The sequence below is a fragment of the Mesorhizobium sp. SARCC-RB16n genome, from assembly GCF_008520305.1.
GTDB lineage: Bacteria > Pseudomonadota > Alphaproteobacteria > Rhizobiales > Rhizobiaceae > Mesorhizobium.
The window spans coordinates 66,570-86,210 of record NZ_ML703254.1 but is presented as its reverse complement, the minus strand read 5'-3'; the positions used below and the strand labels follow the sequence as shown (position 1 = coordinate 86,210).

The following is a 19,641-nucleotide window of genomic DNA, read 5'->3' as shown; positions in this document are numbered from 1 at the left end:
GCCTATCCCTTGCTGTCCCAGGCAGGGCGACCGCGAATACCAACGGGGGGCTGATCGTAGCGGTCCCCGTGGCGATCGACCCAGTCGAGATAATTGTAACGCGCGCCTGGAAAGCCGAGCATCTTCCAGCCCGCCATCTCCTTGTTGCCGCCATAAATGGGATCGCTGAACATGCCCTCTTTTGTGTTCAGCCACAACATTTTGAAGAACGTCTTGGCATCAACACCGCCGAGATCAAGCTTGCCCTTCTCAAGATCGGACAGGAGCGCATCCTGTGTTTCGGGCGAAAGCTCCGCGAAACGTCTGCCGCCTTGCGAAGCGACTACATGCTGATCAATCGCGGCGATCGCCGCGCGATAGAGCGCGGATGGCGTCATTCGCGATTGGTAGCCTTGCGTGTCCTCGCCCTTGTCCCAGGGGCCTTGCATGTACCAGCTGCCGCCGCGCCCATAGGCGCCAGCGAGTTGATGGTCGATGAACAGGGGTACACCACAAGCGCGGGCTCCCGGGCCAAGGGCATCCTCGGGGATCAGCCTTTCGGTCGCGGCTTCGACAAAGGCGACTTCGTCGGTCGTGAAGAATTTATAGTCAGGCGATTCGAGCGGGTTTGGCGCGTCCGCCTGATGTGGCAGCCATCTGTCACCGTCGCCGCCTTTGACTTCTCGCGCCGAAGCCACACCTAGCGTGGCCGATGCTGTGACTGAAGCGCCTGCTGTGAGAAATAGACGGCGGCTCAACAGGTTCGGCTTCATGGCGGAAATTCCAGCGCTGACGGCTAATTGGGCCGAACTTTCTCCACCTCGAAATGTTCCGCCGCTGACGCGTTTGTGATCAGGAAGATAGTGGCGCGACCAGATCGGCTAGCGCGCACCCGAATTCCACCCGGATCTGCTCCAGGCACATCTCCGCTTCGAATTACTCGAACTCCTTCACGCCGGCGGTTCCAGTGAGGCCTCAGGGCACTACGTGTCCGGATCAGACCGAACCCGAGGCCGCCATGAATGATCTTTCAATTGCGGCAGGTGTCGCCTTGGATTCATGCCTGACGTTGCCGAACTCCCCTCTGGGATCGTGCTGGTAGCGGCCACTGATGCAGCTTCGGTTATCGCAACCTTCAGGCAAACGACGGTTCAGCCCCGCCTGCTTGTCAAACGGCGCAGCCGCACTTGCCACCCGTCCGTGGATCGCTCCAGGTCGGTGGAATGGATCGTTCGCGGTAGGGGGCCGCCATTCGGCTCCTTTTCAACGGGTTGATAAGTTCGTTATTGATCTTGGAACTTTTTTTCGGCCCACGAATTTAATTCGGTTGAAGGGGAACTGTATGGAACAAAGAGTTTTGGGCGCCGAAGCCTTCGCGGGGGGCTTCCTTGCCGACGAGAACAGCCGCGAACGGCAGGATTCCGATCTTGTCGTAACCCACGAACTTGAGGATTTCTTCGAGAATGCGGCAGTCCCTCTCCACCTAGTGGCGAATGACGGAACCATCCTGCGCGCCAACCGCGCCGAACTGGATATGCTCGGCTACACGGCTGACGATTATGTCGGCCGCAGCATTCGGGATTTTCACGCCGATCCCGCCGTAATCGACGACATTTTGAGCCGGCTCTCCCGGGGCGAGGATCTTCAACATTACCGCGCCAGGCTGCGAGCCAAGGATGGCTCCATGCGTTGGGTTGAGATCACCTCCAACGTGCGTGCGGCCGGCGGGCGGTTCCTCAACACGCGTTGCATTTCCATCGACGTCACCGAAAGGGTCAAAGCGGAAGAGTTGCTACGCGAGCACGAGCAGCGCCTTGCCGCCACCTACTACAGCGCTGGGGTCGGCATCGTGGAAACAGATGCCGAAGGCCGGCTGCTTCGAGTGAATGCGTATTTCTGCGGTCTTTTGGGCTATGCGCCGGAGGAACTGGCTGGAAGGTCGATTTTCGATCGAACCTTCGCCGCCGATGTCGACGCCGATCGAGCTCAATACATGCGTCAGGTCGCTGGCGAAATCAAAAGCTACACAATAGAAAAGCGGTTCGTCTGCAAGGAAGGGTCGCTTCTGTGGGCGCTCGTGACCTCCTCCAGCATCTTCGACGACCAGGGGAAGTTCCGCTATGCGGTGCGCGTGCAGCACGACATCAGCGAGCGCAAGCAGATAGAGGCGACACTCGCCCAAAGGGCGAAAGAGCAGGGCGCACTGCATCAATTCACCGAAATGCTGCAGCATGCCCGCACGCCGGCTGACGTCCATGAGCCTGCGCTCGACGCGATCCAGCGTGCGCTGGGATGTCAGCGCGCTTCGATCCTGCTGCTAAACGACGGGATCATGAAGTTCGTCGCCTGGCGCGGCCTTTCTGACGTCTATCGCACCGCTGTCGAAGGTCACTCGCCCTGGGCGGCAGACTGCACCGATCCTCAGCCGATCTGCCTGGGCGATATGCAAAAAGCCGAGCTTCCGGACCAATTGAAGCAAACAATCCTAGCCGAGGGCATTGGCGCGGTTTGCTTCGTTCCGATAACGGAAGGCGGGCGACTGCTTGGCAAATTCATGGCCTACTTCGACCACCCATGGGATTGCTCGGCAGACCAGGTCGAAGTCGCCAGGACCATCGCTCGCCAGCTTGGCTTCGGGATCGAGCGCCTGAAGGCGCAGAATGCCGCCCAGCGATTGGCAGCGATCGTCGAGTCATCCCATGATGCGATCGTCAGCAAGGATCTCAACGGCATCATCTCCACCTGGAACCGGGGCGCCGAACGCCTGTTCGGCTATTCGGCCGCGGAGGTGGTCGGCAAGCCCATCACCATTGTCATTCCGGACGACCGGCTGGACGAGGAACCGCTGATCTTGGGCCGCATCCGCAGGGGTGAACTCGTCGACCACTTCGAAACAGTGCGCCGCCGCAAGGACGGGACGCTGGTGGATATTTCCCTCACAATATCGCCGGTGCGAGACGCAACCGGCCGTGTCGTCGGCGCTTCCAAGATCGCCCGGGATATAACCGATCAAAAAATAGCCGAAGCCAAGGTGCGCGACAGCCAGCGCCACCTTCAGGATCTGCTCGCCGCCATTCCTGCCGCGATCTACACCACCGATCGCGATGGCAAGATCACTTATTTCAACGAAGCGGCGGTGGAACTTGCGGGGCGAATCCCTGTGATCGGCAGTGACGAATGGTGCGTGACCTGGAAGCTCTACTGGCCGGATGGTACGCCGCTTCCTCACGATCAATGCCCGATGGCGATCTCCTTGAGGGAAGGCCGGCCGGTTCGCGGATATGAAGCGGTAGCCGAGCGGCCAGACGGAAGCAGGATCCCGTTTATCCCCTATCCGACCCCGATGCGGGATGCGAATGGGAATGTCATCGGCGGCATCAACATGCTGGTCGATGTCAGCGAGCGAAAGCAGGCAGAGACCCAACAGCGGATCCTGCTCGATGAGCTCAACCATCGCGTCAAGAACAACATGATGATGCTGAAGTCCCTGCTTTCGGTTGCGGCAAGGACGAGCCAGAGCACGGAAGCTCGCGACATACTCGAGGAGGCAAGCAAACGGGTTGCCACGATGGCGGCCGCACAGCGCGTCCTTTACGATACCGCCGACGCCGGAAACTTCAGCGCGCAACCTTTCCTCGGGGCCGTTTGCGAAACCGCCAAGCAGATGTTCCCGCAGAATGTACGGCTGGTTTGTGAAGCCGACAGCATCCAATTGCCCAACGACGTGGCAATGCCGCTTGCCCTCGTCGTCAACGAGCTTTTGACGAATGCGGTGAAATATGGCCTGAACGGCAGGATCGGCGGGACCGTCCACGTCAGCATCAGAAAAAAGGGCGAGGGCAATTTGCTGGTGGTCGAGGATGAAGGCCCTGGTTTCGACTTGAACTCTGTGCGCGAGACGTCCTCGGGACTGCGGCTGGTCGAGGGGCTGGCCCGCCAGATCGGCGGCAGTTTCGAGGTTCGTCGAGACCCATGTCGATGCGCTGTGACATTTCCCTCAAGCCCCGCTGGAGATCGGCGTTGAGACCGGAAACCGCGATGACCAAGGTAAGCTCCGCCGGAAGGTTCGACCGAGCATTCAAGCCCCAGCTGGCATTCTCGCGAGACGACATAAGCGCCGGCCAGGCAACGCGCACGGCCGGTCGTTCGATATTGATTGTCGAAGACGATTACCTGATCGCGCTCGACACGGAAGCCGGACTGACCGCGGCGGGGTTCTCGCTGGCAGGGACGGCGGTCAGCGCCGACCAAGCTGTCAGCATCGCGCTCTCGACGAGGCCAGCCCTTGTTCTCATGGATATACGCTTGCTGGGAAAGCGGGACGGAATTGATGCCGCGCTGGAACTTTATCGGAACCACGGCATACGAAGCATATTCACAACGGCGCATGGCGACCACGAGATGAAGCTGCGCGCCGAAGCGGCAAGGCCCCTTGGCTGGGTGCAAAAGCCCTACTCGATAATGGTGCTGGTTGAAGCCATCCGAAATGGCTTTCAAGAGCTCGACCAACAGAACTGAGGCGCGAGGTTCGCCAGCCTGGCACTAGATAGCGGCGGCTGGGACGGCCAATACTTGTGTTGTGCCTGAGAAGTGGGATCGGCGTGTGCTACATATTGAGACACCTATTGTGACACACATTTGCGGAAAATCCGAAAAAAGCAAATATAAATAATGCACGGCGTCGGAGCTGATCCCAGCCAGCAGTAACCATACGCTCAAATAGCCCCTTGCCAAACGGAGAAGCGCCGCATGTTCCGCGACGGGTCGGTGCGGCGAAGATGAACCGGCCCACAGCTAGCTTTCTTTTTGAAATGTCTAGTACGCCAAGGGCCTGTTGCGGTCGTGAAAGGGCGTTGGGCGATACGGCAATTCGTGCAAAGCCATCCTGTCACGCCAATCGCGGCAATCATCAGATCAGGCCAATAGCGAAACCCGATTCAGTAGATATGTTGTAGATCAGCGGTTTTCCGGAGATTTTCAGGCCGGCATAAGTTAAATTGGTTGGCCCGGCGTTTTGGACTCGAACCCGCCATCGGATATTCGAGCAACGAACGAATGAGAATATTTGGCCGTGGCCGGCTTGAAAATGATGGTGGCCGCTGGACGCCATCTTGCCGGGGCAGCACTCCCTAAGTTGGCAACGTGAACTCCCGGCGAGGTTAACGGCACGGCCTTCGCGAGCCGATCTCTCAGCGGCTAGGCCCATGACGACGGCCCACCAGCCGTCCTGCAAGGTCACCTCCACCTTGCCTTGTCCGCGCACCGCCGCGGTAAAGCGGGCGTGTTCGAAATAGGTCGAGCCGTTGTGATCGCCGGCCGCAAGCAGCCTCGGGTCGACCGGAAACCCGGGCGATCTCCTCCCGCCGCGATGAACGTGCCGCGACCGGCATCTTCACGACTGACCCGGGCTCAAGTGGATCGCGCCGCCGCTCACGTGTGCCGAACATGGCTCACTCATTGCCCGGCAAAACCCCGGCCAGCATCTGCTTCGCGCTATTCTTGATGACGCTGGCGAGTTCGGGCTCGTCAGCCATCATCGTCATGAAATTCTTGGCATCCTTGAGGGTGATGTGCGGCGGCAGCGGCGGCACGTTCGGATCGGCCTTCATGTTCATGATGACAGGGCGGTCGGAAGCCAGCGCCTCGTCCCATGCCGGACCGATCTGTTCGGGATCATCGCAGTAGATGCCCTTGAATCCGAGCAGTTCGGCATACTTGTGATAGGCAAAGTCGGGGATTGTCTGGGTTAGCGCCGTCTTGCCATCGCCAAGTTGCACGCGCTCCTCCCAGGTCACTTGGTTCAGGTCCTGGTTGTTGAGAACCATCACGATGAACCGCGGATTGGACCAGCTCCGCCAATATTTGCTCGCCGTGATCATCACGTTGAGCCCGTTCATCTGCATGGCGCCGTCGCCAATGAAGCCGATCACGGGCCGATCGGGATAGGCCATCTTGGCGGCGAGCGCATAGGGTGTGGCGGCCCCCAACGAAGCGAGGCCTCCCGAAAGCGAACCCATCATGCCGCGCCTCATCCGGATATCGCGGGCATACCAGTTAGCAACTGAACCTGAATCGCCTGTCATGATGACGTCGTCCGGAAGCCGCGCAGAAAGCTCGTGGAAAATGCGCTGGGGATTGACCGGATCGGCAGGCTCCATGGCGCGATCCTTGAGCGTCTCCCACCATTCAGAGACGTTTTTCTCGATGCCGCGTCGCCAGGTCTCGTTCTCGTTCTGCTCGAGCAGCGGCAGGAGGGCGGCCAAGGTGTGTTTGCTATCGCCGATGAGGCTGTATTCCATTGGATAGCGCAGCGAGAGGTTGGCGCCGTCAATATCAATCTGGACGCCGCGCGCGCTGCCCGGCTTGGGCAGGAATTCGCTGTAAGGGAAGGCCGATCCCACCATCAAAAATGTGTCGCACTGCTTCATCAGGTCCCAACTCGGCTTGGTGCCGAGCAGGCCGAGAGAACCGGTGACGAACGGCAGGTCGTCGGGCAATGCGGCCTTGCCAAGCAGTGCCTTGGCGACGCCGGCATTGAGTCGGTTGGCCACTGCCATGACCTCGTCGGTCGCATGCAGCGCGCCCGCACCGACCAGGATCGCGACCTTCTTGCCGCTGTTGAGGATCTCGGCCGCCTTCTTGGTATCTTCGATGTCCGGGACCGTCGCGGCTCCGGGAAAACCGATGCCTGTGTGCGTCGCGCCATGAGCCATCGGCGCATCCTCGTATTCGAGCTCCTGCAGATCATTGGGAATGATGACGCAGGTGACCGCGCGCTTGGCCTGCGCGATCCGCACGGCGCGATCGATGCAGGTGCGAACCTGCGTGGGAACCACCGCGGTCACCACATACTCGGTGACGTCGGCGAACAGGTTCTGCAGATCGACCTCCTGCTGGTAATTTGCGCCCAATGCCGAACGCGCCTGCTGTCCGACGATCGCGACAACCGGCACGTGATCCATCTTCGCATCGTAAAGGCCATTCAGGAGATGGATGGCGCCCGGCCCCGAGGTTGCAAAGCAGAGGCCTACCTGTCCCGTGAACTTGGCATGCGCCGAAGCCATGAACGCAGCCATTTCCTCGTGGCGGACCTGAACGTAATCCATGTAACTCTTGGCCTTTTCGAGAGCGACGTCCAGCCCGCCAACGCCATCGCCGGGATATCCATAGACCCGCGATAGGCGCCACTCGTTAATGCGCTTCCAGACGAATTCTGCGACGTTCTGAGACATTGGATTTCCTCGGCGGTTAAAGTCGTCAGCGGCCTCGCCGTCCTGTCCTGGGCCCATCCGAGTTGTGCTTCCAACCATCCAGGCGTTTTGCAGCCCGAAGCGCCACGACAGCAAGTCCAATCGCGGTGACCGCGATGACCGATGCCTTGTGGCGATCCGTAAACATTTCCCAGCTTCGGTCGCGTGACTGGGCGTCAAAGCGGCCGTGCGCCGAATAGTCACCGGAAACGGGCTTGAACAGGTTCGCTGGAGCGTTCGGAGCGGTAGGGCGATCGGCAAGTTGTCCGGAATAGCCAGCCTTGGCGAGATAGCGGTCGATCAGCCCCGGCGCGATGCGGTTGGCGAGGATCGCCTTGACTGTCGACCAGCCTACCCAGACGTCACGTCGCTTGTGTGTGGCGGCGAAGAAAATCGCGCGTGCCGGCACTTCGGGTTCGAAGATCGGCGCGACTGGCTTGGCCTTGCGCCCCATCTTGTTGAGCGCCCAGTCGAATTGCGGCGTATTGACCGCAGGCAGATCGACCATCGTCAGGTGTACATCAAGCTTATCGTGGATGATCTCGGAACGCAGACTGTCAGTGAAACCCCTGATCGCTGCTTTGGCGCCGCAGTAAACCGATTGCAGCGGCACGGAACGATACGCCAGTGCGGACCCGACGTTGACGATGGTGCCGCGATTGCGCACGCGCATTCTCTTCAGCGCCGTCATCATGCCATGCACCTGTCCAAGGTAAGTCACCTTGGTGCCGCGCTCGACCTCTTCGGCTGTCAGCTTGGCGACGGGGGAAAATATCGTCGCCATCGCGACATTGACCCAAATGTCGATTGGACCGAGCTCCGCTTCGACCCGATCCGCGGCCGCCTCAACCGCGGCAGGATCAGCGACATCCGTCGGAATCGGCAGCGCGTTTACGCCGTACCGCCGCACATCATTGGCTGCCCGCTCAAGCCGTGCGGCATCACGCGAAAGCAGGCCGACATCGAAGCCCTGTCGAGCAAACTCCTCGACGGTGGCGCGACCGACGCCCGCGCCGGCACCTGTGATCACCACCACCTTGGCCATACATCTTCTCCTGGATATGGCCATCTAACGACGGGTCGGGAGTGTTGTTCCGGGCCTAATGGCGAAAATGGCCCCCCGCGGAAACTTGGCGTAGCGCACCGTTGGGGATGAACCAACCGCTAAGCGCCGCCTTGCCGCCGGGAGGATGGGTTGCTTGAACACTATGATCTGATCGCCATCGGCAGCCGCCTAGGGTGTGCTTCGCTCGCCCATGCGCTCGCGCCAATCGGAAAGCGCATCCTGATCCTCAAACGCGGCGATTATCTACCGGGCGAGGAGGCTAGCTGGAGCGCGCAGGCTGTCTTGGTCGACGGCCGGCACCAAATTGGCCGATGCGCAGGTAATCTAAGTCGATCCAATGCCGGCGAAACACGACAACGTGAAGCTGATGACCAATACATACGGCCGAGAGGAACCCCGCCGTCCATAATCAACGCGGCTATTCGGATGGGGCATGTCCTTAGACTGCAGGCAGAGGTCCATAGAATGGCGCCCGAACTTGCTGAACGACATGTCCGGCAGCCTGAAGCAAACCAATCCCGGAGTGAAGCGCAAGCTGAAGGCGGTTTTGTTAGATTGGGTGGTCGGCCGTCGCTCGATCGCTCTATCTCACCCTGGCTCCGCCACCCGTCAAGTCATCCCCTTCGGGAGCGTTGTGCGCCCGCGTCAGATGGCGCTTTCGCGTTACGCAGTTGAAGGAGAGTCTCTCGTGTTCGTATCGTTCTTCCCCAGGCCGCGCCTGTTCTTCCTCTCAGCTTTTTTGTGGACCGTCCTCGCCATGACGCTGTGGTATGTCGTCGGCAAGGACGCGGGCGCGTCTATAGGCCTGCCGCCGCTTCCGCCCGGAACGACGCCACGGGTCGATGCCTCGTATTTCTGGTCCGGGCCATTTCTTTGGTTCGACATCTATTTCGCGGCCGCAGCAGGGATATTCGCGGCATTCTGGATCGTTATGGCGCCGCACCCTTGGGCGCTCTGGTCCATTCTCGGTTCCGCCCTCATCATTTTCACCAACTACATTCAGGTTGAGGCCAGCGTCGCGATCAACAATTGGTACGGACCTTTTTACAATCTGATCCAGGCCGCCTTGTCCAGATCGTCGCCTGTCACATTGGTCGAGTTCTACACAAAGATCGGCGGGCTCGCGGGGATTGTCGGCGTCGGTGTCGGCGTCGGCGTGCTGACGCGCTTCCTCGCTAGTCACTACATCTTCCGCTGGCGTACGGCCATGAACAGCCACTACATGGCGCATTGGGGCCGGCTGCGCACCACCGAAGGTGCCTCGCAGCGGGTGCAAGACGACACCATGCGCTTCGCCTCGACAATAGAAAGCCTGGGCATCAATTTCATCGAGTCCGTCATGACGCTGGTCGCCTTCCTGCCCGTCCTGATCCGTCTCTCCGCCGATGTCACCGAACTGCCGCTCATTGGGCACGTGCCCTATGCACTCGTCATCGCCGTTGTCGTCTGGTCAATTTTCGGAACGGGTTTCCTCGCTTTCGTCGGCATCCGCTTGCCAGGGCTACAATTTCGTAACCAAAGGGTTGAGGCGGCTTACCGCAAGGAGCTTGTTCATGGCGAGGATAGCGCCAAGCGGGCGCAGCCGGCGACCGTCGCGGAACTCTTCTCGCATATCCGGCGCAATTACTTTCGTCTTTATCTCAACTACGTTTACTTCAACGTTGCTCGACTGACCTATTTACAGGTAGACAACATCTTCCCCTACGTCGTGCTGGGACCAAATATTGTGGCCGGCAAGATCACGCTGGGTTCCATGAACCAGATTCTGAACGCCTTCCTGCAAGTGCGTACGTCTATGCAGTTCCTGGTCAATTCTTGGACGGTGATCGTGGAACTCTTATCCATCTACAAGCGCCTGCGCGGCCTCGATGCCAGTATCCAGGGCGAACGCTTGCCCAAGATTGACCGGCGCTTCCGCGAGGATCCATTCGAGACTCCCTGGTGACCTGGGCTTGCGACCATCACCGTTGTCCGCCGCAAGACCCGCCGTCCGGCAACCACCGGCGCGATTGTCTCTATACTTCGAGCTGAGATTTTTCGTTGCAAGGGTCAACATCCGCGGGCGGGCTCGCCTTCGCGCTGGTAGCGGTTGAGGTTCACGAAGTGGAGCGTGCGGTCACCCTTGCGGAGGGGAGTTGCAGCATTCTTTGATCCTTTCCGGTCGTCGAAGAACCACCCGCCCGCCCTGTCGTTCAGACGTAGGCTCACGCCGTAAGGGGGCGGCCGGCTTGTCTCATGTGAGGTTGAAGACCGGACGAATAAACAGCCTCACCGTCCTGATGCCCCGCATCGGGCCCCTCTTGGCCTATCCCGTGACGATGTAGAGCTCGTCCCGGAAGGCGCTTGACTTGGAGCTAATACAGCAGGAGCTTATAGAAACAGTTCGGTCCCATGGGTGCCATGATGTCCGCCGTTGTGAAGTTCGTCGTGCTAGCTTTCCTCACCGCGATTTCTGCGGGACGAGCTGAAGCGGCCATCAAAATTTGCAACAATTTTTCCCAAACTGTTTATTTTTCGATAGCTTATGCCCAGCCCGGCTATGATGAGTCATACATTTCGAGAGGGTGGCTGGCTCTAGCTCCGAATGTTTGCGACCAATTCGACAGTGCACTTCATCTTTCGGTGTTTTGGTACTATGCGGAAACCGATGAATTCGACGTGGGCGGGGGCTCCAAGCAAAAGAATATGTGGGGATCGGTCCATCCGGACAAACAGATGTGGGTCGCCACCAACTCCTTCAATTTCATCAACAATCTAAATGAAAAACCGGAGAAGCCTGGCGATCCGGGCGCGAAAATGGTCGGGTTTGCCCGGTCAATCGAAATGACTCCCGAATTGAATGAGACCCTGACCATCGAGGCCAACGGAAACGACGTCACACAGGCCACCCACAACGCCGATGCCGACGCGAGCGCGAACAAATAGCTGTACGTGCCTGTGGCTCGTCGTCTTTGGTCCCTACATTCGAGCAGGGCCAGATGCCCATGACCATCCCGGACGGCGCGCAACTTGCCGTGATACATGCTCCGCCTGCGCCTCATCCTACCTGGTGAGGAACCGGGTTGCTGGTGCGTCTCCAAGCCGGTCATCAAGTGATCAGCTGATCAGGCCGCGCGCTCATGCTCGCGCGGGACAAGGGACAGGCGAAGCCCCATCGCGGCGAGCACTGACACAACCGTGGCAAGGGAGGGGTTCCCCTTCTCGCTGAGTGCCTTGTAGAGGCTTTCGCGAGACATGCCGGTTTTCTTGGCGACTTCCGTCATGCCCTTGGATCGGGCGACATCGCCGAGCGCCTTGCATAGGAAGTGGAGGTCGCCTTCCTCCATGACAGCGTCAAGATAGGCGACGATCGCCTCCTCGTCGAGGAATTCGGCGGCGTCCCATTTGCTGGTCGTGATTGCCAATTCTAAACCTCCCTTGCGATATCCAGCGCGCGTTTGATGTCGCGGCTCTGGCTGCTCTTGCCGCCGCCGCACAGCAGGATCACGACAACGTTGCCGCGCTTCAAAAACTAAATGCGGTAGCCCGGTCCGTAGTCTATGCGAAGTTCGCCGACGCCGTCGAAGAACTTGGCATCGCCCAGGTTGCCCCCGACGCGGCTGATGCGGGCCTTCGCCCTGCTGTCACGAAGCCTCTCGAACCGTGCGTCAAAGATGTTTTGATGACGTCGATCATACCTAATTGTATCCTATGGGATACGATTTGGCAAGGTCGTAATTGAAAACCAATGCGGCAGGGAACGGGGCTGCTTAGTCTCTGTTCCCCACCCCAGCGCGCCCCAGAGCCGAGCCCTCGGCTCACCAATGGTAGCTGGAACATGTATTCCACACCAAGAGTTCGGGGAGCGGGCCGCACCACTTCCGGCGGCTTTCCCTAGATCCCTGCCCGCTGGCTCCGGCCGCGGGCTTTTTAGTGTTCGGGTCGGGAAACGCTCGACTGGTCGCAAGTTCGGGCGAAGGCGGCGGCGCGTCCGGGTCTTTTCGCGACGCTGGCCAGCCCGCGCCCTCCTAGTTACCTCCCAATAACTAAGATTGTAAGTACCTTTATCTGCGCCGCAACATGTTTGCACCGGTGTCTGAAAACGTTGGGAAAAGCGCCGCGCGGCGGTCGGATGAGCGCGGAGTGTGAAGCCCTGTTGGCTGATTCCGATCCCGCCTCGCAGCGTCGTCCCGGGTTCAGTCGACCCGCTTGGTGCTCACCATCACCGTCCGGATCGGCGGCGCCGGCGGCAGCAGCGCGCGGATGTCGGCGAAGGGAAATATCGGCTCGAAGCGGAAGGCTTCGGCCCGCGAACCTTGCGCGCCGTTGCATTGGCCCGAGCGAAAAAGGTTCTGCGTCCGGGCGATATCGACGAAGCGATCCGGGTCCTGCGACTGGTGCATGAGGATCGCTTTGGCCTTGATGTCGGCATGGGCGGAAATATCGACATAGTGCGTCGGCGAGAACCCGGTGCCGCCCATCGTGTCGGCGTGCAGAACCGGGACGCCGAACGAAGCGGCGATGCGCACGCCGTCCGAAAGCGCGCGATGGTCGGGGTGATAGTCGTTGGGCGCGTGCGTGACCGCGAGATCCGGCCCGATCTCGCTGATCAGCGTTTTCAGCGCATCGATCAGCGCCGCATCCGCCACCAGCCCGCCATCGGGAAAGTCGAGGAAGCGCGACGTCGCCCCGAGCAATGCGGCCGCCGCCGTCGCTTCTTCACGGCGGACACGAGCCAGAACGCCGGGATCGCTCTTGCCGCCCCTGGCACCATCGGTGGCCACGGCAAAAATGAGTTCTGCGCCTTGCGCGGCATAGGCGGCCATCGTACCGAACATGAAGATCTCGATGTCGTCGGGATGCGCACCGAGCGCCAGTATCTTCAACGCTCTCTCCCCGGAAATGAAAACGTGACGAACGGAATCTGCTCGCCTTGATCGCCTATGCAAGCTATTCGGGCAGTGATGCCGTTATCAAGAGCCTGGGCGGCCAATTCACGGTGTTCGAGATCGGCTTCTTCGCCACCTTGTTTGCCGGCTGTTGTCGGTTTGATACCAAGAAAGGCAGCCTTTCCGCGGCGTGGGACGCGATATGTGCGCCTATCTCGGGAGCTGATCGAAAAAGGTCGGCCGGCGCTCAGTGGGCGGGGGGCTTCAGAGTCTAGAATGAGCGCCGGCCGCTGGCGTCCGATAGGTCCGCCGCGTGGCAATGTAGCGCCCGACGAATGGGCGTCAAGCGGGCGTGATGATGAGCTGCCGATGCTGCTCTTCACGGAAAGCTCGTCCCCGCGCAACTCATGTCGGCTTGTCCACCAGCGGCTTCTTCCGTGTGTCTTGCGGGTTTATGGGTGCTGTACAGGGGAGTTATTTCCGCAGCCTTGGGAATAAAAGGATCGTTGCGCCATCTTGCGGATCCAGTGGTTCATGGCTCGGCTGCTCGTGCCACATCACCTGACGCAGGTCGCGCATGTCGACCGGCTGTCCGCAGATCTTGCACTTATAGAAATGTTCGCCCTCGTCGGCGGGCTCGCCGTCGTGCCGTTTGCCTTTGATGGGCGGTCCAAGGTCTGAAAGCTTCGTCATGGGGCCAGCAACATCCCGCCATGGTAAAAGTTCCCGGAACACTTTAGCTAAAGCTGATCGAATCGCGGTATAGCAATCGCTGTTTTAGCAATCGCGGGGGCGCGACATGCCGGAATATCGGGTTGAGATCATGGCCGGGGAATCGGTTGTGTCTTGGCGCATGCTCATGCGCAGCTCCCCTTCAAGGCGGCCCAGGCATACGTCGGCAAGCCTGTCACATTATGGCGCCAGGAGGAACACTGGGTGCGTGTCGCGGAGACCAAGGGCGATAAGCGAACCTTCGCTTACGTTTGTCGGACGGCATCAGCCAGGGGCGAGCTTAGGCGCCAGACTTGACCTTCATCAGCTGCTCTCTGGCTTCAGCGACCCGTCTTTGCGCGTTTCGTATGGTGTCACAAAGGGCAATGTCGATGCTCACGCCATATCGCTTGTCCAGCATCCGTTCGAGACGAGTGAGTTCGGATTCAGCTTGGTTCACACTCAGCCTGGCCTTGGCAAGCTCGAGCTCCAAAATTTCAGCCATTGTCTTGCGTCCGTTGCGTTCCCTTCCATTAGGAAATCGTCATATTGCGCTTTGGTTCCGGTTGGCATCGCCCGGCGCTTCGGTGGGTCACCATGAGCGGAATCTAAAATTCCCCGCGCGACTTATGTCGGAATGAGCACCTGTGGCAACGCCCCGAAACCGCCAACGCGGACGTCATCTCGGTCGACGAGCTGACGCACAAGCTTATCGCCGTCGCCAAGGCGATCGGCATCAATTGGGAGGAGATCGACGACGAGGTAGACAGCCTCTACCGCACCATACTCGATGCGATCGTGCATTATGATCCCGGCTTCACAGAGTAGGCGTACCCTTCAAGGGTCTTTGACGAGTTCCGGCTTCAGCGGCTTGTGGCGCGGCTGTTCGTGCCAAATCACCTGACGCAGATCGCGCATGTCGACCGGCCTGTCCGCAGATCTTGCCTGATAGAAATGGTCGCCCTCGTCGGTGGGCTCGTGCGGCTTACCCTTGATGGGCGGTCCAAGGCCTGAAAGCTTCGTCATGCGGCCGGAGGATGCCAGACGAAAAGCAGGACGCTGCGTTACCGCAGCGTCCCATCTGCGGGCGGTAAGGATTTACCAGCTCTGCATGCTATACCAGTCATCGACATCTCGACGGACGCGGTCCTTCTCGAGGCCGTAGCGTTCCTGGATCTTGCCTTCGAGCTGGTCGCGCTTGCCGGCGATGCGGTCGAGATCATCGTCGGTGAGCTTGCCCCATTTTTCCTTCACCTTGCCTTTGACCTGCTTCCAGTTTCCTTCAACGCGGTTCCAATCCATGTCCGTGATCTCCTGTTGAACACAACAGGCAAACGGGCGCTCTGGCGCGAAGTTCCAACCGAAACGGTTTCCCAAATTCCAGCGCCCGACAGCGCGCCGCCTCATCCATCAACCCTGGGCCATAGAGCCCGTTCACCATCTCTTCGCACGGCAGAACGCCAGGCGGGCAGTGCTCCTCAATCGTCCTTCTGATGATGGTTAGCGCCGCCGGCTTCATCAACGACGTTTATATACAATTCTGCTAAAATGCGAGGGAACCAAAGCAGCCATCGCGCCCTGATTCTGAGCAGGGCCGGAACCTAGGCCTACCTGCCCCTTTGGGGGCTGACATTGAATGGAGGTAGCAATGGTAAGCAAAGTCGCAATAGCTGGTGCACTTGTCGCTCTTTTCAGCATTCCTGCGTTTGCAGCCACGGAATATTGGGTGGCCATGGATGCAGCGACGAAAAAGTGTGAGGTAGTGACCACAAAGCCCGACGGCACAAAACAGACGGATGCCGGCAAGCAGACGTATAGCACCCAGGCCGATGCCGAAAAGGCGATGAAGGAACTGCCGGCCTGCAAGTAAACTGATCGACTCTCGCAGCAAAGGCCGTCCCTGCTTGGCAGTGGGCGGCCTTGCAGCTTCTCTATGATGGCAACGCGGGGCTACCTACGAAGCCTCGTCGACCAGTCGTGCGGGCTTTTGAGTTCGCGTTGGGCTACCGAGTGCATGCGAAACGCCGAACCCCGGCTCAAGTTCGTCAAGCCGCAGGAAACCGTGCTCGAGGCGCCCGTGCGATGACCGGCTACACGAGATCAAGTACGATGGCTTCCGCACCCAACTCACCTCGATTGGGCCGGGGCGCGCGCCTTCACCAGGACCGGCATCACTGGTCAAAGCGCTATTGGCCGGTGATCGATGTGGCTGAAAAGCTCTCCGCGAAATCCTTCATCATAGACGGCGAGATGATCGCTGCCGAGCCAGACGGCCGCCCGAACTTTCATGCCATGCATTCCCGCATGGCCTGGAAAGCCGAGCTGCTGGCATTCGTGGCCTTCGATATCATGCACCTGGACGGGCAGGATCTGCGCGTCTTGCCGGCGATCGAGCGCAAGGCGATGTTGTGGGACCTGGTAAAGCCGGCCACCGGCATCATCCAATACAGCCAGCATGTCGAGGGGAACGGCGCCGAATTCTGCGCGGCGGCCGACAAAATCGACCTGGAAGGCATCGTCTCGAAACGGCTAATGCGTCCTATCACAGCGGCAAGACCGGTTCCTGGGTCAAGACGAAATGCTGGGACGTGGCCGATTTCGAACTCTTGGGCATCAAGCGCGACCCGGGCAAGATCACCGAAGGCCTGTTCGCGAAGGACGGGAAGTATGTCGGCAAGGCAGCGCTTGCGGTAAACCGCTCCATCAAGGACCGGTTAGGCGGCGCCTGCAAGAGGCGAGGGCGGGGCAACCGCCCGGCGCTCCCACTGCCGTGGTCGACGACGTTGAATGGGTCGGTCCTGGCATCAAGGCCAGCGTGCGGCGTCTTCGCGGCGAATCGAAGCTGCGCCACGCTTAGGTGCAGTCCATCAATGACGGGGCGAGTTGAACCCGCCCTGGCCTGGAAAGTTCAAGTCGGTCAACTTCCTGTAAGGCCCCGTAACGCTCTATCGCGATTGGGCGAATAACACACACTGCCGCTTCTGTACCGCCACTTCGGCGAATTCAGACGCGCCGACGTCACGCACATCGAACTCGAAGAAAGTCTACCTCCAATGCACATTCGTCGACTCGTCTCAAAAAAACAAAAGCTGCATCCAGCGCCGCTGCCGGGTGGGCTCCGCTGCCTATAAGGTTAATCGTTGGCTTCGGTTTCCTGGCCCATGGCTACGCCAAACTAAGCAGGGGGCCGGAAGGCTTTGGCGTCGTGCTTCAGACGCTGGGAGTGCCCCTGCCGCAATTGCTGGCATGGCTGACGACGCTGGTTGAACTTGTCGGCGGCGGTGCCGTGCTGGCGGGCGTATTTATTCCGCTCGTCAGCGTGCCGATGGCGATCGTGCTTTTGACCGCATTGTTCACGGTCCATTCCCAATATGGATTCTTCTCGGTGAAGTTTGCCGAAGTGACGTCAGCAGGAATCCGATTCGGGCCCGTCGGCTACGAGATCATCCTGCTTTACCTGGCCGGCCTGGCAACGCTTGCGGTCGGCGGTCCTGGCCGTTTATCGCTTGAGGCGGTCTTGCCTCGGCCCAAGAGAATCGAGCGATCGAGATGACCATGCTTACCCAACCCCAGCACCATATTTCGGCGATTGAAATCGACGCCATCGAAGACAGTATCTACGCCTACAACCGGCATGCTGTTGGGCGCGATGACGCCCAGGGCCTTGGCTTTGTGATCCGCGACGAGCTTGGATGCATCGTTGGTGTCGCAACAGGATATTCCTGGGCAGGCACTTCCGAACTCAAACAGATGTGGATCGCTGAGGCGTTTAGGGGACGCGGCTATGCGCGAGAGCTGTTGAACGCGTTCGCCGGCGAGGCCGCTGCTCGAGGCGTTCGGCGGATTTGGGTGCAGAGCCATGATTTCCAGGCGCCAGGAATGTATGAAAAAGCCGGTTTCGTGCGTGTAGCTGAGTTTGCAGATTGGCCCGAGGGAAACTCCAACGTCATTCTCTGCAGAACCCTAGAGGCCACTACGGCAACTCGATGATCACCATTCGAATTGCGCAAGAAGCTGACGCGGACGCACTACCAGATATCGAACAATCGGCTGGTGAGGCTTACCGTGAAATTGCCGAACTTGCCTGGATCGCGGATGACGACAACCAGACCATCGAGCGGCACCGTGAACTCGTCGCCAAGGGCACGTGCTGGGTTGCGGTGGAGCAGGACGACGGGCCGGTCGCGTTCCTAAGCGCGGAGATCCAGGACGACACATTGCACATCTGGGAACTCGCCGTTCGCCTTGAACGACAACGCTCTGGTATTGGGCGCGCCTTGCTTGAGAATGCAATCACGAATGCGAAGGAGCGTCACGTTGCAGCGATCACCCTGACGACATTCCGAGACGTGAACTGGAATGCGCCATTTTACAGGACGCTGGGTTTTCTGATGCTGGATGATGCGCAAACGGGAGAGCGGCTTCGCCAAGTTCTGCTCCGGGAGGTCGAGCACGGGATGCCTGCAAGCCGCCGTTGCGCCATGCGCCTCCCCTTGAAATCTAACGCTTCAATCGCGGCTGCTGGTCGAGACGCCGCCCGTAACGCTAGCTTTCGCACCCACCTGATCTTCGATTAGAATGGAGCCCGGGCTCATACCAGGACCGGCAACGACTGGTCGAAGCGCTGTTGATGTCGTCGCGGCCGTGGAACGGCTGCCGGCGAATCGAACTGCGACACGCTTCTTGTGCAGGACGTGCGGGAAAAGGACGATGCCGGCTGATCGATTGAGGGTCCGCGAAGTAGACGGAGCTTTTGAGGTGCACGACGGCGACGACGTGATCGGAACCTTCGCCACCATCGTCGAGGCTAGGAGGGCGGTCCGCGAGCGCGGTGCGCGCCTCTGGCTTGATTGGGGGCGCACCGTCATTGGCGGGCAGACCGCGCCGTATGACTTCTCGGCAAGCTTCCTGGGCTCTGACAGCATCGGCCGCATTCGGGGCCAGCCGCCAAGTGCCGGGAAATGGCTTTGGTCGATCGGCACCCACGACAACCGCTGGCGCAAACATGGCGGCCTCCGACAAAACTCGGAAGACATCCGCCAGCAACTTCAACAGTTGTCGACCCTTCCTTTCCGGATGAATGTCGTCGAGGGGGGCTTGACGCAGACCAACTTGCGGATGGACCAATACCTTCAGATGCTCGGCACCAAAATCGATGGCATGCGCGACCGCGTCCACGGCCTGTCAACCAAGGTCGAGGTGCTTTCTCAGAAGATCGACGCCATTTCCCCACAGAAGCGAGCTGAAGCCGGCTCTCTGCCCTGCAGCAATGATCCATCACAAGCAGCCCGTGCCGCGTGCCAAACATTTGTACCAGTAAGCGTTCCCCCTGAGTAACCCCCCGATCCCGGAGCGAACCCAAATGAGCTCCAACCAAGAACTGAAACGGATGCTCCAGCACACTCGTGAGCTGGTGTATTCGCTGCTCGAAAGGACCCTGAACGCCTCAGCGGCCGCTCAGACCGTCGCCGTCACTGCGAACACCGCCGCTGCCGAGGCAGCTGTAGTTGCCGGCATCGGAAGCGCCACCCCCGCTGACAGCGAGGAAGCGCTCAACGCCGTCGCCGACATCATCGACGCCAACACCGCAGCGATCGCGGCAACCACCGCGAAGCTTTCTCCCGTCGCGGCACCGGCCGCGCCGGCCGCCTAGCATTCTTCTCATCATTTCCAGTCTCCCCATCGGCTTCGGCCGGTGGGGATCTTTTTGCATTTCAGCCGCTGACGCACCTGCCTAGGCCTTGCGGGTTGCCAAGATCCGCCCCCT

The 19,641-nt window shown here is 59.8% G+C and carries 22 protein-coding genes and 1 pseudogene; 13 read left to right on the top strand and 10 right to left on the bottom strand.

Annotation, left to right across the window (positions count from 1 at the left end):
• Positions 1 to 2: 2 nt before the first annotated feature.
• Positions 3 to 752 carry a gluconate 2-dehydrogenase subunit 3 family protein gene (locus C7I87_RS02525; RefSeq protein ID WP_149902705.1) on the bottom strand — a complete coding sequence of 250 codons (750 nt, stop codon included), beginning with the start codon at positions 750 to 752 and terminating at the stop codon, positions 3 to 5.
• Between the two features lie 338 nt (positions 753 to 1,090).
• Between C7I87_RS02525 and C7I87_RS02520 the strand changes: the two genes are divergently transcribed.
• Positions 1,091 to 4,003 (top strand): PAS domain S-box protein, encoded by a 2,913-nt coding sequence (locus C7I87_RS02520; protein ID WP_149902704.1) that lies wholly within the window; start codon positions 1,091 to 1,093, stop codon positions 4,001 to 4,003.
• Positions 3,958 to 4,497, top strand: coding sequence for a response regulator (locus C7I87_RS02515; protein WP_246696152.1), 540 nt, complete (start codon positions 3,958 to 3,960; stop codon positions 4,495 to 4,497). Before C7I87_RS02520 ends, C7I87_RS02515 begins: the two co-directional genes overlap by 46 nt.
• 932 nt (positions 4,498 to 5,429) lie before the next feature.
• On the opposite strand, the gene C7I87_RS02505 is transcribed toward C7I87_RS02515, so the two are convergent.
• Together C7I87_RS02505 and C7I87_RS02500 are read right to left on the bottom strand one after the other, a co-directional pair.
• On the bottom strand, positions 5,430 to 7,211 hold the full coding sequence (locus C7I87_RS02505; protein ID WP_149902703.1) for a thiamine pyrophosphate-requiring protein: 1,782 nt from the start codon (positions 7,209 to 7,211) through the stop codon (positions 5,430 to 5,432).
• Positions 7,212 to 7,236: 25 nt separating this feature from the next.
• Positions 7,237 to 8,274: an SDR family oxidoreductase gene (locus tag C7I87_RS02500; protein WP_149902702.1), complete on the bottom strand. Its 1,038-nt coding sequence runs from the start codon at positions 8,272 to 8,274 to the stop codon at positions 7,237 to 7,239.
• Between the two features lie 709 nt (positions 8,275 to 8,983).
• Here C7I87_RS02500 and sbmA point away from each other — a divergent pair.
• Both sbmA and C7I87_RS02485 read left to right on the top strand, forming a co-directional pair.
• A complete protein-coding gene (sbmA, locus tag C7I87_RS02490; protein WP_149902701.1) occupies positions 8,984 to 10,240 on the top strand; it encodes a peptide antibiotic transporter SbmA in 1,257 nt (418 codons plus the stop codon).
• Between the two features lie 446 nt (positions 10,241 to 10,686).
• Entirely contained in the window at positions 10,687 to 11,220 is a 534-nt protein-coding gene (locus tag C7I87_RS02485; RefSeq protein WP_149902700.1) for a DUF1036 domain-containing protein, read from the top strand.
• Between the two features lie 179 nt (positions 11,221 to 11,399).
• Here C7I87_RS02485 and C7I87_RS02480 read toward each other — a convergent pair whose 3' ends face one another.
• The 3 genes and pseudogenes from C7I87_RS02480 to C7I87_RS02470 form a co-directional block, all read right to left on the bottom strand.
• Positions 11,400 to 11,699 (bottom strand): addiction module antidote protein, encoded by a 300-nt coding sequence (locus tag C7I87_RS02480; RefSeq protein WP_149902699.1) that lies wholly within the window; start codon positions 11,697 to 11,699, stop codon positions 11,400 to 11,402.
• Between the two features lie 2 nt (positions 11,700 to 11,701).
• Positions 11,702 to 11,977 (bottom strand): annotated as a pseudogene (locus tag C7I87_RS35775) (type II toxin-antitoxin system RelE/ParE family toxin).
• A 493-nt stretch (positions 11,978 to 12,470) separates the two neighbouring features.
• On the bottom strand, positions 12,471 to 13,160 hold the full coding sequence (locus C7I87_RS02470) for a PIG-L deacetylase family protein (RefSeq protein ID WP_149902698.1): 690 nt from the start codon (positions 13,158 to 13,160) through the stop codon (positions 12,471 to 12,473).
• A 47-nt stretch (positions 13,161 to 13,207) separates the two neighbouring features.
• Between C7I87_RS02470 and C7I87_RS36685 the strand changes: the two genes are divergently transcribed.
• Positions 13,208 to 13,438, top strand: a complete 231-nt coding sequence (locus tag C7I87_RS36685; protein ID WP_246696151.1) for a hypothetical protein — start codon at positions 13,208 to 13,210, stop codon at positions 13,436 to 13,438.
• A gap of 199 nt (positions 13,439 to 13,637) precedes the next feature.
• Here C7I87_RS36685 and C7I87_RS02460 read toward each other — a convergent pair whose 3' ends face one another.
• Both C7I87_RS02460 and C7I87_RS02455 read right to left on the bottom strand, forming a co-directional pair.
• Positions 13,638 to 13,856, bottom strand: a complete 219-nt coding sequence (locus C7I87_RS02460) for a hypothetical protein (RefSeq protein ID WP_149902697.1) — start codon at positions 13,854 to 13,856, stop codon at positions 13,638 to 13,640.
• A gap of 319 nt (positions 13,857 to 14,175) precedes the next feature.
• Complete coding sequence (locus C7I87_RS02455) at positions 14,176 to 14,379, bottom strand: hypothetical protein (protein ID WP_149902696.1); 204 nt, start codon at positions 14,377 to 14,379, stop codon at positions 14,176 to 14,178.
• Between the two features lie 140 nt (positions 14,380 to 14,519).
• On the opposite strand from C7I87_RS02455, the gene C7I87_RS02450 reads away from it, so the two are divergent.
• The gene (locus tag C7I87_RS02450) at positions 14,520 to 14,702 is read left to right on the top strand and encodes a DUF768 domain-containing protein (protein WP_149902787.1); all 183 of its coding nucleotides are present in this window, start codon (positions 14,520 to 14,522) and stop codon (positions 14,700 to 14,702) included.
• Between the two features lie 9 nt (positions 14,703 to 14,711).
• Here C7I87_RS02450 and C7I87_RS02445 read toward each other — a convergent pair whose 3' ends face one another.
• A complete protein-coding gene (locus C7I87_RS02445) occupies positions 14,712 to 14,900 on the bottom strand; it encodes a hypothetical protein (RefSeq protein WP_149902695.1) in 189 nt (62 codons plus the stop codon).
• A 72-nt stretch (positions 14,901 to 14,972) separates the two neighbouring features.
• On the bottom strand, positions 14,973 to 15,176 hold the full coding sequence (locus C7I87_RS02440) for a CsbD family protein (protein ID WP_140761770.1): 204 nt from the start codon (positions 15,174 to 15,176) through the stop codon (positions 14,973 to 14,975).
• A 346-nt stretch (positions 15,177 to 15,522) separates the two neighbouring features.
• Between C7I87_RS02440 and C7I87_RS02430 the strand changes: the two genes are divergently transcribed.
• The 7 genes from C7I87_RS02430 to C7I87_RS02400 all read left to right on the top strand — a co-directional run bounded on the left by C7I87_RS02430 (position 15,523) and on the right by C7I87_RS02400 (position 19,527).
• On the top strand, positions 15,523 to 15,744 hold the full coding sequence (locus C7I87_RS02430) for a hypothetical protein (protein WP_149902693.1): 222 nt from the start codon (positions 15,523 to 15,525) through the stop codon (positions 15,742 to 15,744).
• Between the two features lie 212 nt (positions 15,745 to 15,956).
• Complete coding sequence (locus tag C7I87_RS02425) at positions 15,957 to 16,568, top strand: ATP-dependent DNA ligase (RefSeq protein WP_246696150.1); 612 nt, start codon at positions 15,957 to 15,959, stop codon at positions 16,566 to 16,568.
• Between the two features lie 253 nt (positions 16,569 to 16,821).
• Complete coding sequence (locus C7I87_RS02420; protein ID WP_306440420.1) at positions 16,822 to 17,427, top strand: DoxX family protein; 606 nt, start codon at positions 16,822 to 16,824, stop codon at positions 17,425 to 17,427.
• On the top strand, positions 17,424 to 17,864 hold the full coding sequence (locus C7I87_RS02415; protein ID WP_188393698.1) for a GNAT family N-acetyltransferase: 441 nt from the start codon (positions 17,424 to 17,426) through the stop codon (positions 17,862 to 17,864). The genes C7I87_RS02420 and C7I87_RS02415 overlap by 4 nt, the downstream gene beginning before the upstream one ends.
• Positions 17,861 to 18,451 carry a GNAT family N-acetyltransferase gene (locus C7I87_RS02410; RefSeq protein ID WP_149902691.1) on the top strand — a complete coding sequence of 197 codons (591 nt, stop codon included), beginning with the start codon at positions 17,861 to 17,863 and terminating at the stop codon, positions 18,449 to 18,451. Before C7I87_RS02415 ends, C7I87_RS02410 begins: the two co-directional genes overlap by 4 nt.
• Before the next feature lie 133 nt (positions 18,452 to 18,584).
• Positions 18,585 to 19,211 carry a hypothetical protein gene (locus C7I87_RS02405; protein ID WP_149902690.1) on the top strand — a complete coding sequence of 209 codons (627 nt, stop codon included), beginning with the start codon at positions 18,585 to 18,587 and terminating at the stop codon, positions 19,209 to 19,211.
• A gap of 25 nt (positions 19,212 to 19,236) precedes the next feature.
• Positions 19,237 to 19,527 (top strand): hypothetical protein, encoded by a 291-nt coding sequence (locus C7I87_RS02400; protein WP_149902689.1) that lies wholly within the window; start codon positions 19,237 to 19,239, stop codon positions 19,525 to 19,527.
• The last annotated feature ends 114 nt before the right edge of the window (positions 19,528 to 19,641 follow it).